This is a genomic window from Streptomyces sp. NPDC001781 (genome assembly GCF_053596035.1).
Genome location: NZ_JBSFFI010000053.1, coordinates 1 through 14188 on the forward strand (window position 1 = coordinate 1; position 14188 = coordinate 14188).

The following is a 14188-nucleotide window of genomic DNA, read 5'->3' on the forward strand; positions in this document are numbered from 1 at the left end:
CACCCCCCCTCTCACCTTCTTTCCCACCCCGACGCTTTCCGTTGGGGGGGGGTTGCGCCCCCCCCGCCACCCCGGCGGCACGTTTCTGCGGCGGAACCCGGCGGCTAGTTGTCCTCGTGGGCGACCGCGCGGCGGGCGTCCGCGTCCAGGACGCCCCAGCCGATGAGCTGCTCGGTGAGGACCGAGGGGGACTGGTCGTAGATCACGGCGAGGGTGCGCAGGTCGTCCTGGCGGATCGACAGCACCTTGCCGTTGTAGTCGCCGCGCTGGGACTGGATCGTCGCCGCGTAACGCTGGAGGGGGCCCGCCTTCTCGGCCGGCACGGTGGCCAGCCGCTCCAGGTCCAGGACCAGCTTCGGCGGCGGCTCGGCGGCCCCGCCCGGCGTGGTGCCCGGCAGCAGCTCCTGCACCGGAACGCCGTAGAAATCGGCCAGCTCGGCCAGGCGCTGCACGGTCACGGCACGGTCGCCGCGCTCGTAGGAACCGACCACCACGGCCTTCCAGCGCCCCTGGGACTTCTCCTCGACACCGTGGAGGGAAAGGCCCTGCTGGGTGCGGATGGCCCGGAGCTTGGCCCCGAGCTGTTTGGCGTATTCGCTGGACATATAGCTCCCCGGACACTGTGTAGACGCGGGCGGCAGGTGATCCCACCGCGCGGCTGGTAACTCACTGTGAGGTTACGCAGCGTGATTCTCCTGCGTCAAGCCGAATGGTCCACACCGACTCTTCCGTGGTAGTGGCCGCCCGTTGGGCCAAGTGGGTGAAGAAGCCCCTTCGGTGACCTGCTAGGGTGGCTGGCGCAAATCCGACGTCCTTTAAAGTCCGTCCCGTGAGGCGGAGAAGGGGGTCCGTTTCGTATGGACACGCACGCCAATCCGCTGAACTCCGATGCCCGGCCCGTGCTCGAAGGCCCGGACATCGCCCGCGTCCTGACCCGCATCGCCCACGAGATCGTCGAACGCGCCAAGGGCGCCGACGACGTGGTGCTCCTCGGCATCCCGACCCGGGGCGTCTTCCTCGCCCGGCGTCTCGCCGTCAAACTGGAGCAGGTCACCGGCCGGAAGATCCCCGTCGGCTCGCTCGACATCACGATGTACCGCGACGACCTGCGCATGCACCCCCCGCGCGCCCTCGCCCGCACCGAGATCCCCGGTGAGGGTCTCGACGGCCGCCTGGTGGTCCTCGTCGACGACGTTCTCTTCTCCGGCCGCACCATCCGCGCCGCCCTCGACGCCCTGAACGACATCGGGCGCCCCCGCGCGGTGCAGCTCGCCGTCCTCGTCGACCGCGGGCACCGGGAACTCCCGATCCGCGCCGACTACGTCGGCAAGAACCTCCCCACGTCGCTGCGGGAGACGGTCAAGGTCCAGCTCGCCGAGGAGGACGGCCGGGACACCGTGCTGCTCGGTGCCAAGTCTGCCGACCTGTAGCGCTTTTGGGTGCCCGGCCGCTCCGGCGTGCCCCCACGCACCCAGGCCCGCCCGAAACCTCCCGTATTAACTGCCTTACGGAGCCTGACAGATGCAGCGTCATCTCATCTCGGCCGCCGACCTCACCCGCGACGACGCCATCCTGATCCTCGACACCGCCGAGGAGATGGCCAGGGTCGCGGACCGGCCGATCAAGAAACTTCCGGCCCTGCGCGGCCGCACCGTCTGCAACCTCTTCTTCGAGGACTCGACCCGCACCCGGATCTCGTTCGAGGCCGCCGAGAAGCGGCTCTCCGCCGACGTCATCAACTTCGCGGCCAAGGGCTCCAGCGTCTCCAAGGGCGAGTCGCTGAAGGACACCGCCCAGACGCTGGAGGCGATGGGCGTGGACGCCGTCGTCATCCGGCACAGCGCCTCCGGCGCCCCGTACCGCCTCGCCAACTCCGGCTGGATCGACGCCCCGGTCATCAACGCCGGCGACGGCACTCACCAGCACCCCACCCAGGCCCTGCTGGACGCCTTCACGATGCGCCGCCGCCTGGTCGGCGCCGACGCCGGCCTCGGCCGGGACCTCGACGGCAAGCGCGTCACTCTCGTCGGCGACGTCCTGCACAGCCGGGTCGCCCGCTCCAACGTCGACCTGCTGCACACCCTGGGCGCGGAGGTCACCCTGGTCGCCCCGCCCACCCTGCTGCCGGTCGGCGTGGAGACCTGGCCCTGCGAGGTCTCCTACGACCTCGACTCCACGCTGCCCAAGTCCGACGCGGTGATGATGCTCCGCGTCCAGCGCGAGCGGATGAACGCCGCGTTCTTCCCCACCGAGCGCGAGTACTCCCGCCGCTACGGCCTCGACGGCGACCGCATGGCCAGGCTGCCGGACCACGCCATCGTGATGCACCCCGGCCCGATGGTCCGGGGCATGGAGATCACCGCCGAGGTCGCCGACTCCGACCGCTGCACGGTCGTGGAGCAGGTCGCCAACGGCGTCTCCATCCGCATGGCCGTCCTCTACCTGCTGCTCGGCGGCAACGAGCCCGCCGCCACCGCCCACCTTCGTACCGAGGAGAAGTAAGACCCATGAGCAAGATCCTGATCCGTGGTGCGAAGGTGCTCGGGGGCGAGCCGCAGGACGTGCTGATCGACGGCGAGCTGATCGCGGCGGTCGGCACCGGCCTCGGCGCCGAGGACGCCGAGGTGGTCGAGGCCGACGGCAAGGTGCTGCTGCCGGGTCTGGTCGACCTGCACACCCATCTGCGCGAGCCGGGCCGCGAGGACTCCGAGACCGTGCTGACCGGCACCCGCTCCGCCGCCTCCGGCGGCTTCACCGCCGTCTTCGCCATGGCCAACACCTTCCCCGTCGCCGACACCGCCGGCGTGGTCGAGCAGGTCTGGCGGCTCGGCAAGGAGTCCGGCTACTGCGACGTGCGCCCCATCGGTGCCGTCACCGTGGGCCTGGAGGGCAAGAAGCTCGCCGAGCTGGGGGCCATGCACGACTCGGCCGCCCGGGTCAGCGTGTTCTCCGACGACGGCAAGTGCGTGGACGACGCGGTCATCATGCGCCGCGCCCTGGAGTACGTGAAGGCGTTCGGCGGGGTCGTCGCCCAGCACGCCCAGGAGCCCCGGCTCACCGAGGGCGCCCAGATGAACGAGGGCGTCGTCTCCGCCGAGCTGGGCCTCGGCGGCTGGCCGGCCGTCGCCGAGGAGTCGATCATCGCGCGGGACGTGCTGCTCGCCGAGCACGTCGGCTCCCGCCTGCACATCTGCCACCTCTCCACGGCCGGATCGGTGGAGATCATCCGCTGGGCCAAGTCCCGCGGCATCGACGTGACCGCCGAGGTGTGCCCGCACCACCTGCTGCTGACCGAGGAGATGGTGCGCACCTACAACCCCGCCTACAAGGTCAACCCGCCGCTGCGCACCGAACGCGATGTGCGCGCCCTGCGCGAGGCGCTGGCGGACGGCACGATCGACATCGTCGCCACCGACCACGCCCCGCACCCGCACGAGGACAAGGACTGCGAGTGGGCCGCGGCCGCCATGGGCATGGTCGGCCTGGAGACCGCACTGTCCGTGGTGCAGGAGACCATGGTGGAGACCGGCCTGCTGGACTGGGCCGCGGTCGCCGACCGCATGTCCTTCGCCCCGGCCCGGATCGGTGACGCCCGCGGCCACGGCCGTCCCGTAGCCGCTGGCGAGCCCGCCAACCTCACCCTCGTGGACACGGCCTACCGTGGACAGGTGGACCCCGCGCGCTTCGCCTCGCGCAGCCGCAACACCCCCTACGAGGGCCGCGAGCTGCCGGGCCGTGTCACGCACACCTGGCTGCGGGGCAAGGCCACGCTCATGGACGGGAAGCTCACGTGACACCTGCAACTCAGCTCGCCGCATCGCTCGCCACGACCCTGGCGGACGAGAAGAAGTCGGCCGCGGTGACCGACTGGGCCGCCCGCCTGGGCTGGCTCGTCGGCCTGGCCCTCTTCGTCACCCTCGTCTACTGGCTGATGCGCGAGGGCTGGAAGTGGCGCGGCACCCTCCAGAGCGACCTGCCCGCACTCCCCGAGGTGCCGGAGACCGCCGGCCCCGAGAAACTCTCCATGAGCGGCCGCTACCACGGCTCCACCACCGCCGGGCAGTGGCTGGACCGCATCGTGGCCCACGGCCTGGGCTCCCGCAGCCGGGCCGAGCTGACGCTCACCGACGCGGGCCTGGCCGTCGAGCGCCCCGGCGCCGCCGACTTCTTCATCCCGGTGGCGGCGCTGCGCGGCGCCCGGCTCGACAAGGGCATCGCGGGCAAGGTCCTCACCGAGGGCGGCCTGCTCGTGGTGACCTGGGCGCACGGCGGGAAGCTGATCGACTCCGGCTTCCGCTCCGACCGCGCCGCCGAACACCCCACCTGGGTCGAGACCCTGAACCAGATGACCAACCACACGGAAGGCGCACGATGACGACCTCCACCAGGGGAGCCGCGAAGACTCCCGCCGTACTCGTCCTGGAGGACGGCCGCACCTTCCGCGGCCGCGCCTACGGGGCCGTGGGGGAGACCTTCGGCGAGGCCGTGTTCTCCACCGGCATGACCGGCTACCAGGAGACCCTGACCGACCCGTCCTACGACCGCCAGATCGTCGTCGCCACCGCCCCCCAGATCGGCAACACCGGCTGGAACGACGAGGACGACGAGTCCGGCCGCATCTGGGTCTCCGGCTACGTGGTGCGCGACCCCGCGCGCGTGCCGTCCAACTGGCGCTCCCGGCGCTCCCTGGACGACGAGCTGACCGCCCAGAGCGTCGTCGGCATCAGCGGCATCGACACCCGCGCCCTCACCCGCCACCTGCGCGAGCGCGGGTCCATGCGCGCAGGGATCTTCTCCGGCGAGGCGCTCGCCCCCGACGCCGAGCTGGTGCGGCGGGTCCAGGCCCAGCCGCACATGAAGGGCGCGAGCCTCTACGAGGAGGTCGCCACCAAGGAGGCGTACGTCGTCCCCGCCGTCGGTGAGAAGAAGTTCACCGTCGCCGCGATCGACCTCGGCATCAAGGGGATGACCCCGCAGCGGATGGCCGAGCGCGGCATCGAGGTACACGTGCTCCCGGCGACCGCCACGACCGAGGACGTCTACGCCGTCGGTCCCGACGGCGTGTTCTTCTCCAACGGCCCCGGCGACCCGGCCACGGCCGACGGCCCGGTGGCCCTGATGACCGCGGTGCTGGAGCGGAAGACCCCGCTGTTCGGCATCTGCTTCGGCAACCAGATCCTCGGCCGTGCGCTCGGCTTCGGCACCTACAAGCTGAAGTACGGTCACCGCGGCATCAACCAGCCCGTCCAGGACCGCACCACCGGCAAGGTGGAGGTCACGGCGCACAACCACGGCTTCGCCGTGGACGCGCCGCTGGACCGGGTCAGCGACACGAAGTTCGGCCGTGCCGAGGTCTCCCACGTCTGCCTGAACGACGACGTGGTGGAAGGCCTCCAGCTCCTCGACCAGCCGGCCTTCTCCGTCCAGTACCACCCCGAGGCGGCGGCCGGTCCGCACGACGCCGCCTATCTCTTCGACCGCTTCACGTCTTTGATGAGCACCGTCCGGGAGGGCCAGCGTGCCTAAGCGCTCCGACATCCAGTCCGTCCTGGTCATCGGCTCGGGCCCGATCGTCATCGGTCAGGCCGCCGAGTTCGACTACTCCGGCACCCAGGCGTGCCGCGTGCTCAAGGCCGAGGGCCTGCGCGTGGTCCTCGTCAACTCCAACCCGGCGACGATCATGACCGACCCGGAGATCGCCGACGCCACCTACGTCGAGCCGATCACCCCCGAGTTCGTCGAGAAGATCATCGCCAAGGAGCGTCCCGACGCCCTCCTGCCCACCCTGGGCGGCCAGACCGCCCTCAACACCGCCATCTCGCTCCACGACAGCGGGGTGCTGGAGAAGTACGGCGTCGAACTGATCGGCGCCCGGCCCGAGGCGATCCACAAGGGCGAGGACCGCGACCTCTTCAAGGACGTCGTGGAGGAGGTCCGCAGGAAGACCGGCCACGGCGAGTCCGCCCGCTCGGTCATCTGCCACACCATGGACGACGTCCTCGCGGGCGTCGAGACGCTCGGCGGCTACCCCGTCGTCGTCCGCCCCTCCTTCACCATGGGCGGCGCCGGCTCCGGCTTCGCCCATGACGAGGACGAGCTGCGCCGCATCGCCGGCCAGGGCCTCACGCTCTCCCCGACCACCGAGGTGCTCCTGGAGGAGTCCATCCTCGGCTGGAAGGAGTACGAGCTGGAGCTGATGCGCGACAGGAACGACAACGTCGTGGTCGTCTGCTCCATCGAGAACTTCGACCCGATGGGCGTCCACACCGGTGACTCGATCACCGTCGCCCCCGCGATGACGCTGACCGACCGCGAGTACCAGCTGCTGCGCGACGTCGGCATCGCCATCATCCGCGAGGTCGGCGTGGACACCGGCGGCTGCAACATCCAGTTCGCCGTCAACCCCGAGGACGGCCGGGTCATCGTCATCGAGATGAACCCGCGCGTCTCGCGGTCCTCCGCACTCGCCTCCAAGGCCACCGGCTTCCCGATCGCCAAGATCGCCGCCAAGCTGGCCGTCGGCTACACCCTGGACGAGATCCCGAACGACATCACGCGGGAGACCCCGGCCTCCTTCGAGCCCACGCTCGACTACGTCGTCGTCAAGGCCCCCCGGTTCGCCTTCGAGAAGTTCCCGCAGGCCGACTCCACGCTGACCACCACCATGAAGTCGGTCGGCGAGGCCATGGCCATCGGCCGCAACTTCACCGAGGCGTTCCAGAAGGCGCTGCGCTCGCTGGAGAAGAAGGGCAGCCAGTTCACCTTCGTCGGTGACCCCGGCGACAGGACCGCCCTCCTGGAGGAGGCGGTGCGCCCCACCGACGGCCGGATCAACACCGTCATGCAGGCCATCCGCGCGGGCGCCACGCCCGAGGAGATCTTCGAGTACACGAAGATCGACCCCTGGTTCGTGGACCAGCTCTTCCTCATCAAGGAGACCGCCGACGAACTGGCCGAGGCGCCCGAGCTGACCGCCGAGCTGCTCGCCGAGGCCAAGCGGCACGGCTTCTCCGACCTCCAGATCGGTGAGATCCGGGGCCTGCGCGAGGACGTCGTCCGCGAGGTCCGGCACGCGCTCGGCGTCCGCCCGGTCTACAAGACGGTCGACACCTGCGCCGCCGAGTTCGCCGCGAAGACGCCGTACTTCTACTCCTCGTACGACGAGGAGAGCGAGGTCGCGCCCCGCGAGAAGCCCGCGGTCATCATCCTGGGCTCCGGGCCCAACCGCATCGGCCAGGGCATCGAGTTCGACTACTCCTGCGTCCACGCCTCCTTCGCGCTCTCCGACGCCGGGTACGAGACCGTGATGGTCAACTGCAACCCGGAGACCGTCTCCACCGACTACGACACCTCCGACCGGCTCTACTTCGAGCCGCTCACCCTGGAGGACGTGCTGGAGATCGTGCACGCGGAGTCCCTCGCCGGCCCGATCGCCGGTGTGGTCGTCCAGCTCGGCGGGCAGACCCCGCTGGGCCTAGCGCAGGCGCTGAAGGACAACGGCGTGCCGGTCGTCGGCACCTCGCCGGAGGCCATCCACGCCGCCGAGGACCGGGGCGCCTTCGGCCGCGTCCTGGCCGAGGCCGGCCTGCCCGCGCCCAAGCACGGCACCGCCACCACCTTCGCCGAGGCCAAGGCCATCGCGGACGAGATCGGCTACCCGGTCCTGGTCCGCCCCTCCTACGTCCTCGGCGGACGCGGCATGGAGATCGTGTACGAGGAGGAGCGCCTCTCCGCGTACATCGAGGAGTCCACCGAGATCAGCCCGTCCCGGCCGGTCCTCGTGGACCGCTTCCTGGACGACGCCATCGAGATCGACGTCGACGCCCTCTACGACGGCGAGGAGCTGTACCTCGGCGGCGTCATGGAGCACATCGAGGAGGCCGGCATCCACTCCGGCGACTCGGCGTGCGCCCTGCCCCCGATCACGCTCGGCGGCTTCGACATCAAGCGGCTGCGCGCCTCCACCGAGGCCATCGCCAAGGGCGTCGGCGTCCGCGGACTGATCAACATCCAGTTCGCCATGTCCGGCGACATCCTCTACGTCCTGGAGGCCAACCCGCGCGCCTCCCGCACGGTGCCCTTCACCTCCAAGGCGACCGCCGTCCCGCTCGCCAAGGCCGCCGCCCGCATCTCGCTGGGCTCGACCATCGCCGAGCTGCGCGCCGAGGGCCTGCTCCCCGCAGGCGGCGACGGCGGCGAACTCCCGCTGGACGCGCCGATCTCCGTCAAGGAGGCCGTGATGCCCTGGTCCCGGTTCCGGGACATCCAGGGCCGCGGCGTGGACACCGTGCTCGGCCCGGAGATGCGCTCCACCGGCGAGGTCATGGGCATCGACTCCGTCTTCGGCACGGCGTACGCCAAGTCGCAGGCGGGCGCGTACGGCCCGCTGCCCACCAAGGGCCGCGCCTTCATCTCGGTCGCCAACCGCGACAAGCGCTCGATGATCTTCCCGGCCCGCGAGCTGGTCGCCCACGGCTTCGAGCTGCTGGCCACCTCCGGCACCGCCGAGGTCCTCAAGCGCAACGGCATCAACGCCACCGTGGTGCGCAAGCAGTCCGAGGGCACCGGCCCGGACGGCGAGCGGACCATCGTCCAGCTCATCCACGACGGCGAGGTCGACCTCATCGTCAACACGCCCTACGGCACCGGCGGCCGTCTCGACGGCTACGACATCCGTACGGCGGCCGTGGCCCGCTCGGTGCCCTGCCTGACCACCGTCCAGGCGCTCGCCGCCGCCGTCCAGGGCATCGACGCCCTCGGCCGCGGGGACGTGGGCGTCCGCTCCCTCCAGGAGCACGCGGAACATCTGAACGCGGCCCGCGAGTAGCCGCGCCGAGGGGGACACCGGAAACGGTGTCCCCCTCTTCATGAGCCACGCCCGCCCCCGCCCTTCGAGGACTCCTCACATGTACAAGCTGTTCTTCCGGCTGATCTTCCAGCGGATGGACCCCGAACAGGCCCACCACCTCGCCTTCCGCTGGATCCGCCTGCTCGCCCGGGTACCGGTGCTGCGCACCTTCGCCGCCGCCGCGCTCGCCCCCCGGTACGAGGAACTGCGCACGGAGGCCCTCGGCCTGCGCATGCACGGCCCCTTCGGGCTCGCCGCCGGCTTCGACAAGAACGCCGTCGGCATCGACGGCCTCTCCATGCTCGGCTTCGACCACGTCGAGATCGGCACCGTCACCGGCGAGGCCCAGCCCGGCAACCCGAAGAAGCGGCTGTTCCGGCTGGTCGCCGACCGCGCCCTGATCAACCGCATGGGCTTCAACAACGAGGGCTCCCTCGCCGTCGCGGCCCGGCTCGCCTCCCGGCGCCCGGTCTTCCGCACGGTCGTCGGCGTCAACATCGGCAAGACCAAGGCCGTCGCGGAGGCGGACGCCGTCGCGGACTACGTGAAGTCCGCCGAGCGGCTCGCCCCGCACGCCGACTACCTCGTGGTGAACGTCTCCTCCCCGAACACGCCCGGTCTGCGCGACCTCCAGGCCACCGAGGCGCTGCGCCCGCTGCTCCGCGCCGTGCGCGAGGCCGCCGACCGCGCCACCGGCGAGCGCCGCGTGCCGCTCCTGGTGAAGATCGCCCCCGACCTGGCGGACGAGGACGTGGACGCCGTCGCCGACCTCGCCGTGGAACTCGGCCTGGACGGCATCATCGCCACCAACACCACCATCGCCCGCGAGGGACTCGGCCTGCGCTCCGCGCCCTCGGTGACCGAGGAGACCGGCGGCCTGTCCGGCGCCCCCCTGAAGGCGCGCTCGCTGGAGGTGCTGCGCCGCCTGTACGCGCGCGTGGGCGACCGCATCACCCTGGTGGGCGTCGGCGGCGTCGAGACCGCCGAGGACGCCTGGCAGCGCGTCCTGGCCGGCGCCACCCTGGTCCAGGGCTACAGCGCCTTCGTCTACGAAGGCCCCTTCTGGACCCGCGCCGTCCACAAGGGCCTCGCCGCCCGGCTGAAGGCCAGCCCCTACGCCACCCTCGCCGACGCGGTCGGCGCCGACGTCAGGAACCCCGCATGACCGAGCCCTTCGGTACCCGTCTGCGCCGTGCCATGGACGAGCGCGGCCCGCTGTGCGTCGGCATCGACCCGCACGCCTCGCTGCTCGCCGACTGGGGCCTGAGCGACGACGTGCGCGGCCTGGAGCGGTTCAGCCGCACGGTCGTGGAGGCCGTCGCCGACCGCGTCGCCGTGATCAAGCCCCAGAGCGCCTTCTTCGAGCGGTTCGGCTCGCGCGGTGTCGCCGTCCTGGAGCGCGTCGTCGAGGAGACCCGCGCGGCGGGCGCCCTGGTGGTGATGGACGCCAAGCGCGGCGACATCGGCTCCACCATGGCCGGGTACGCGCAGGCGTTCCTGAGCAAGGACGCCCCGCTCTTCTCGGACGCGCTCACCGTGTCCCCGTACCTCGGCTACGGCTCGCTCGCCCCGGCGGTCGAGCTGGCCCGCGAGAGCGGCACCGGGCTGTTCGTGCTCGCGCTGACCTCCAACCCGGAGGGTCCCGAGGTGCAGCACGCGGTCCGTGCGGACGGGCGCAGTGTCGCCGCGACCATGCTGGCCCACCTCGCCGCCGAGAACGCGGGCGCCGAGCCGCTGGGCTCCTTCGGCGCGGTCGTGGGCGCCACGGTGGGGGACCTGTCGTCCTACGACCTCGCCATCAACGGTCCGCTGCTCGCCCCCGGTGTGGGGGCGCAGGGGGCCACCCCGGCGGACCTTCCTGCGGTGTTCGGGAGCGCGGTGGGCGACGTGGTGCCGAACGTCAGCCGGGGTGTGCTGCGGCACGGTCCCGACGTCGCGGCGCTGCGGACGGCCACGGCGGCCTTCGCGGACGAGATCGGGGCCGCCGTCGCGGGCCGCTGAGTACGGCGGCCGGGTCCGAGCGGGGGTCCGCTGGGCGAATACATCCACGAATCGTGGGCACTATGCCCGAAAAGTCCAGCCTCGCAGAGGCTGACCAGGACTTTTCCGCTGTTCTCGCTGACTCCGGCGTACATGCCCGCTAGTCTCCGAGCAGTGAGAGCGGGCGAGCGTGTTGCTCGTCGCTCCCCAGGTGTGGGGCGACTAGGTTCCTCACCGGTCCGTATCCGACAGTTCGACATCCGAGGTGACGTAGGCGTGGCTCTTCCGCCCCTTACCCCTGAACAGCGCGCAGCCGCGCTCGAAAAGGCCGCCGCGGCTCGCCGGGAGCGGGCCGAGGTCAAGAATCGACTCAAGCACTCCGGCGCCTCGCTGCACGAGGTCATCAAGCAGGGCCAGGAGAACGAAGTCATCGGCAAGATGAAGGTCTCGGCCCTGCTGGAGTCCCTGCCGGGCGTGGGCAAGGTCCGCGCCAAGCAGATCATGGAGCGTCTGGGCATCTCCGAGAGCCGCCGGGTCCGCGGCCTCGGTTCCAACCAGATCGCCTCCCTGGAGCGTGAGTTCGGCAGCACCGGCTCCTGAGTCCGGGCGCCGCCCGGACCGGAGTCCCGGGCACTCCGGGATTGCTGGAATAATCGCTGCATGGCTGGAACATTCCGGGGGACGTCCCCCGTACCCCCGGACGCACGTCCGCGGCTGACCGTGCTCTCCGGCCCCTCCGGGGTCGGCAAGAGCACGGTCGTCGCCCATATGCGCAAAGAACACCCCGACGTCTGGCTGTCGGTCTCCGCGACGACCCGCAAGCCGCGCCCCGGCGAGCAGCACGGTGTCCACTACTTCTTCGTCAGCGACGAGGAGATGGACAAGCTGATCGCCAACGGCGAGCTGCTGGAGTGGGCCGAGTTCGCCGGCAACCGCTACGGCACGCCCCGCGCGGCCGTGCTGGCGCGGCTGGAGAAGGGCGAGCCGGTCCTGCTGGAGATCGATCTCCAGGGCGCCCGGCAGGTCCGCGAGTCGATGGCCGACGCCCAGCTGGTCTTCCTCGCCCCGCCCTCCTGGGAGGAGCTGGTGCGCAGGCTCACCGGCCGCGGCACCGAGCCGCCGGAGGTCATCGAGCGCCGGCTGGAGGCGGCCCGGACGGAACTGGCCGCCGAGCCCGAGTTCGACGTCACCCTGGTCAACACCTCCGTCGAGGACGTGGCCGGGGAGCTGCTAGCCTTGATGGACGTTGTGTGATCGTGACCGCCGTCCATCGACAGGACCCGACGGTCACGGTGATCCACACCGACTGATTCTTTCCCACCCATCGGAAGGCAGAGCGTGTCCTCTTCCATCACCGCGCCCGAGGGCATCATCAACCCTCCGATCGACGAGCTCCTCGAGGCCACCGACTCGAAGTACAGCCTGGTGATCTACGCGGCCAAGCGCGCCCGTCAGATCAACGCGTACTACTCGCAGCTCGGTGAGGGCCTCCTCGAGTACGTCGGTCCGCTCGTCGACACCCACGTCCACGAGAAGCCGCTGTCGATCGCGCTGCGCGAGATCAACGCCGGTCTGCTGACCTCCGAGGCCATCGAGGGCCCGGTCCAGTAGTCCCGTCGCTTTGTCCACAGGCCCGGCAGTCACGCTGCCGGGCCTGTGGTGTGTCATGGGTGTCGAAGGTTCTCGAAAGTCCGGGAGTCCGGGGAGACGGTGGAGACGGTGGACAAGCCGAAGGTCGTGCTGGGCGTCAGCGGTGGCATCGCCGCGTACAAGTCCTGTGAGCTGCTCAGACGGTTCACCGAGTCGGGGCACGACGTGCGGGTGGTGCCGACCGCCTCCGCGCTGCACTTCGTCGGCGCCGCCACCTGGTCCGCGCTGTCCGGCAACCCGGTCTCCACGGAGGTCTGGGACGCCGTCCACGAGGTGCCGCACGTCCGTATCGGACAGCACGCCGACCTCGTGGTGGTCGCGCCCGCCACCGCCGACATGCTGGCCAAGGCCGCGCACGGTCTCGCCGACGACCTGCTGACCAACACCCTGCTCACCGCCCGCTGCCCGGTGGTCTTCGCCCCGGCCATGCACACCGAGATGTGGGAGCACCCGGCCACCCAGGAGAACGTGGCCACCCTGCGCCGCCGGGGCGCGGTCGTCATAGAGCCCGCCGTGGGCCGCCTCACCGGCGTCGACACCGGCAAGGGCCGGCTGCCCGACCCGGCCGAGATCTTCGAGGTGTGCCGCCGGGTGCTGGCGCGGGGCGTGGGCGAGCCGGACCTCGCGGGCCGCCACGTGGTGGTCTCGGCCGGCGGCACCCGTGAGCCGCTCGACCCGGTGCGCTTCCTCGGCAACCGCTCCTCCGGCAAGCAGGGATACGCCCTCGCCCGGACCGCCGCCGCGCGCGGGGCCCGCGTGACCTTGGTCTCGGCCAACGCCTCCCTGCCCGACCCGGCCGGCGTGGACATCGTGCACGTCGGCACCGCCGTGCAGCTCCGCGAGGCGGTGCTCAAGGCCGCGGCCGACGCCGACGCGGTGGTCATGGCCGCCGCCGTCGCCGACTTCCGCCCCGCGGTCTACGCGAGCGGGAAGATCAAGAAGAAGGACGGCCAGGAGCCCGGGCCGGTCGCCCTGGTCCGCAACCCCGACGTGCTCGCCGAGATCTCCGGCGAGCGCGCCCGCCCCGGCCAGATCGTCGTCGGTTTCGCCGCCGAGACCGACGACGTGCTCGCCAACGGCCGCGCCAAACTGGCCCGCAAGGGCTGCGACCTGCTCGTGGTGAACGAGGTGGGGGAGCGCCGGACCTTCGGCTCGGAGGAGAACGAGGCAGTCGTCCTCGGCGCCGACGGCACCGAGACGGCCGTACCGCACGGGCCGAAGGAGGACCTCGCGGACACCGTCTGGGACCTGGTGGCGGCCCGGCTGGGCTGAGGGGGCTGGGCCGTTCGGAACAGTCGGCTTTCGGCCACCCGGAGTCTTTTTTTCATACCGCGATGGCGCGTGGCGCATCTGGTCAACGCCGCGCGCCAGCGGGCAGAATGCCTGTGCCGCAGGTCACAGCGTTCTCGCTGGGCGAGAACGGGTGGCCCTGCGGCCAGGTGCGACCGATAAACTGTTCGCGGACGACGTTGGGCGCAGCTCCCGACGTGGTCCTTCAATGATCAGCCAGCAGCCGCTGCAACCCCAGGGAGCGTTGTGTCCCGTCGCCTGTTCACCTCGGAGTCCGTGACCGAAGGTCACCCCGACAAGATCGCTGACCAGATCAGCGACACCATTCTCGACGCGCTGCTCCGCGAGGACCCCTCGTCCCGCGTGGCCGTCGAGACGCTGATCACCACCGGCCTGGTGCACGTGGCCGGCGAGGTCACG

Annotated in this window: 14 protein-coding genes; 13 read left to right on the plus strand and 1 reads right to left on the minus strand. The window is 71.1% G+C overall.

The window, feature by feature from the left end; all coding sequences use genetic code 11:
* Positions 1-104: 104 nt before the first annotated feature.
* Complete coding sequence (gene bldD / locus ACWCV3_RS28000) at positions 105-605, minus strand: transcriptional regulator BldD (RefSeq protein ID WP_451229858.1); 501 nt, start codon at positions 603-605, stop codon at positions 105-107.
* A gap of 252 nt (positions 606-857) precedes the next feature.
* Between bldD and pyrR the strand changes: the two genes are divergently transcribed.
* From pyrR to ACWCV3_RS28065, 13 genes are all read left to right on the plus strand, one after another.
* Positions 858-1430, plus strand: a complete 573-nt coding sequence (pyrR, locus tag ACWCV3_RS28005; RefSeq protein WP_451229860.1) for a bifunctional pyr operon transcriptional regulator/uracil phosphoribosyltransferase PyrR — start codon at positions 858-860, stop codon at positions 1428-1430.
* Positions 1431-1521: 91 nt separating this feature from the next.
* Entirely contained in the window at positions 1522-2502 is a 981-nt protein-coding gene (locus tag ACWCV3_RS28010; protein ID WP_451229863.1) for an aspartate carbamoyltransferase catalytic subunit, read from the plus strand.
* A 5-nt stretch (positions 2503-2507) separates the two neighbouring features.
* A complete protein-coding gene (locus ACWCV3_RS28015; protein ID WP_451229866.1) occupies positions 2508-3794 on the plus strand; it encodes a dihydroorotase in 1287 nt (428 codons plus the stop codon).
* Positions 3791-4375, plus strand: coding sequence for a PH-like domain-containing protein (locus tag ACWCV3_RS28020; RefSeq protein WP_451229869.1), 585 nt, complete (start codon positions 3791-3793; stop codon positions 4373-4375). Before ACWCV3_RS28015 ends, ACWCV3_RS28020 begins: the two co-directional genes overlap by 4 nt.
* A complete protein-coding gene (carA, locus tag ACWCV3_RS28025; RefSeq protein ID WP_451229872.1) occupies positions 4372-5526 on the plus strand; it encodes a glutamine-hydrolyzing carbamoyl-phosphate synthase small subunit in 1155 nt (384 codons plus the stop codon). The genes ACWCV3_RS28020 and carA overlap by 4 nt, the downstream gene beginning before the upstream one ends.
* A complete protein-coding gene (gene carB, locus ACWCV3_RS28030; protein ID WP_451229875.1) occupies positions 5519-8827 on the plus strand; it encodes a carbamoyl-phosphate synthase large subunit in 3309 nt (1102 codons plus the stop codon). The genes carA and carB overlap by 8 nt, the downstream gene beginning before the upstream one ends.
* Before the next feature lie 79 nt (positions 8828-8906).
* Positions 8907-10013 carry a quinone-dependent dihydroorotate dehydrogenase gene (locus ACWCV3_RS28035; RefSeq protein WP_451229878.1) on the plus strand — a complete coding sequence of 369 codons (1107 nt, stop codon included), beginning with the start codon at positions 8907-8909 and terminating at the stop codon, positions 10011-10013.
* Positions 10010-10849 carry an orotidine-5'-phosphate decarboxylase gene (gene pyrF / locus ACWCV3_RS28040; RefSeq protein WP_451229881.1) on the plus strand — a complete coding sequence of 280 codons (840 nt, stop codon included), beginning with the start codon at positions 10010-10012 and terminating at the stop codon, positions 10847-10849. The genes ACWCV3_RS28035 and pyrF overlap by 4 nt, the downstream gene beginning before the upstream one ends.
* 255 nt (positions 10850-11104) lie before the next feature.
* The gene (locus ACWCV3_RS28045; protein WP_030810589.1) at positions 11105-11428 is read left to right on the plus strand and encodes an integration host factor; all 324 of its coding nucleotides are present in this window, start codon (positions 11105-11107) and stop codon (positions 11426-11428) included.
* A gap of 60 nt (positions 11429-11488) precedes the next feature.
* Positions 11489-12082 carry a guanylate kinase gene (gene gmk / locus ACWCV3_RS28050; protein WP_451229884.1) on the plus strand — a complete coding sequence of 198 codons (594 nt, stop codon included), beginning with the start codon at positions 11489-11491 and terminating at the stop codon, positions 12080-12082.
* An 84-nt stretch (positions 12083-12166) separates the two neighbouring features.
* The gene (gene rpoZ / locus ACWCV3_RS28055; protein ID WP_030810584.1) at positions 12167-12439 is read left to right on the plus strand and encodes a DNA-directed RNA polymerase subunit omega; all 273 of its coding nucleotides are present in this window, start codon (positions 12167-12169) and stop codon (positions 12437-12439) included.
* A 108-nt stretch (positions 12440-12547) separates the two neighbouring features.
* Complete coding sequence (gene coaBC, locus ACWCV3_RS28060) at positions 12548-13750, plus strand: bifunctional phosphopantothenoylcysteine decarboxylase/phosphopantothenate--cysteine ligase CoaBC (protein WP_451229887.1); 1203 nt, start codon at positions 12548-12550, stop codon at positions 13748-13750.
* A gap of 264 nt (positions 13751-14014) precedes the next feature.
* On the plus strand, positions 14015-14188 hold a 174-nt coding region (locus ACWCV3_RS28065; RefSeq protein ID WP_267808687.1), incomplete at its 3' end, for an S-adenosylmethionine synthetase N-terminal domain-containing protein.

Bases quoted from the DNA above. Each gene is read 5' to 3' on its own strand.
- pyrR (WP_451229860.1), top strand. From the start codon at position 858: ATGGACACGCACGCCAATCCGCTGAACTCCGATGCCCGGCCCGTGCTC.
- carA (WP_451229872.1), top strand. From the start codon at position 4,372: ATGACGACCTCCACCAGGGGAGCCGCGAAGACTCCCGCCGTACTCGTC.
- ACWCV3_RS28035 (WP_451229878.1), top strand. From the start codon at position 8,907: ATGTACAAGCTGTTCTTCCGGCTGATCTTCCAGCGGATGGACCCCGAA.
- gmk (WP_451229884.1), top strand. From the start codon at position 11,489: ATGGCTGGAACATTCCGGGGGACGTCCCCCGTACCCCCGGACGCACGT.
- ACWCV3_RS28015 (WP_451229866.1), top strand. From the start codon at position 2,508: ATGAGCAAGATCCTGATCCGTGGTGCGAAGGTGCTCGGGGGCGAGCCG.
- bldD (WP_451229858.1), bottom strand. From the start codon at position 605: ATGTCCAGCGAATACGCCAAACAGCTCGGGGCCAAGCTCCGGGCCATC.
- ACWCV3_RS28010 (WP_451229863.1), top strand. From the start codon at position 1,522: ATGCAGCGTCATCTCATCTCGGCCGCCGACCTCACCCGCGACGACGCC.
- pyrF (WP_451229881.1), top strand. From the start codon at position 10,010: ATGACCGAGCCCTTCGGTACCCGTCTGCGCCGTGCCATGGACGAGCGC.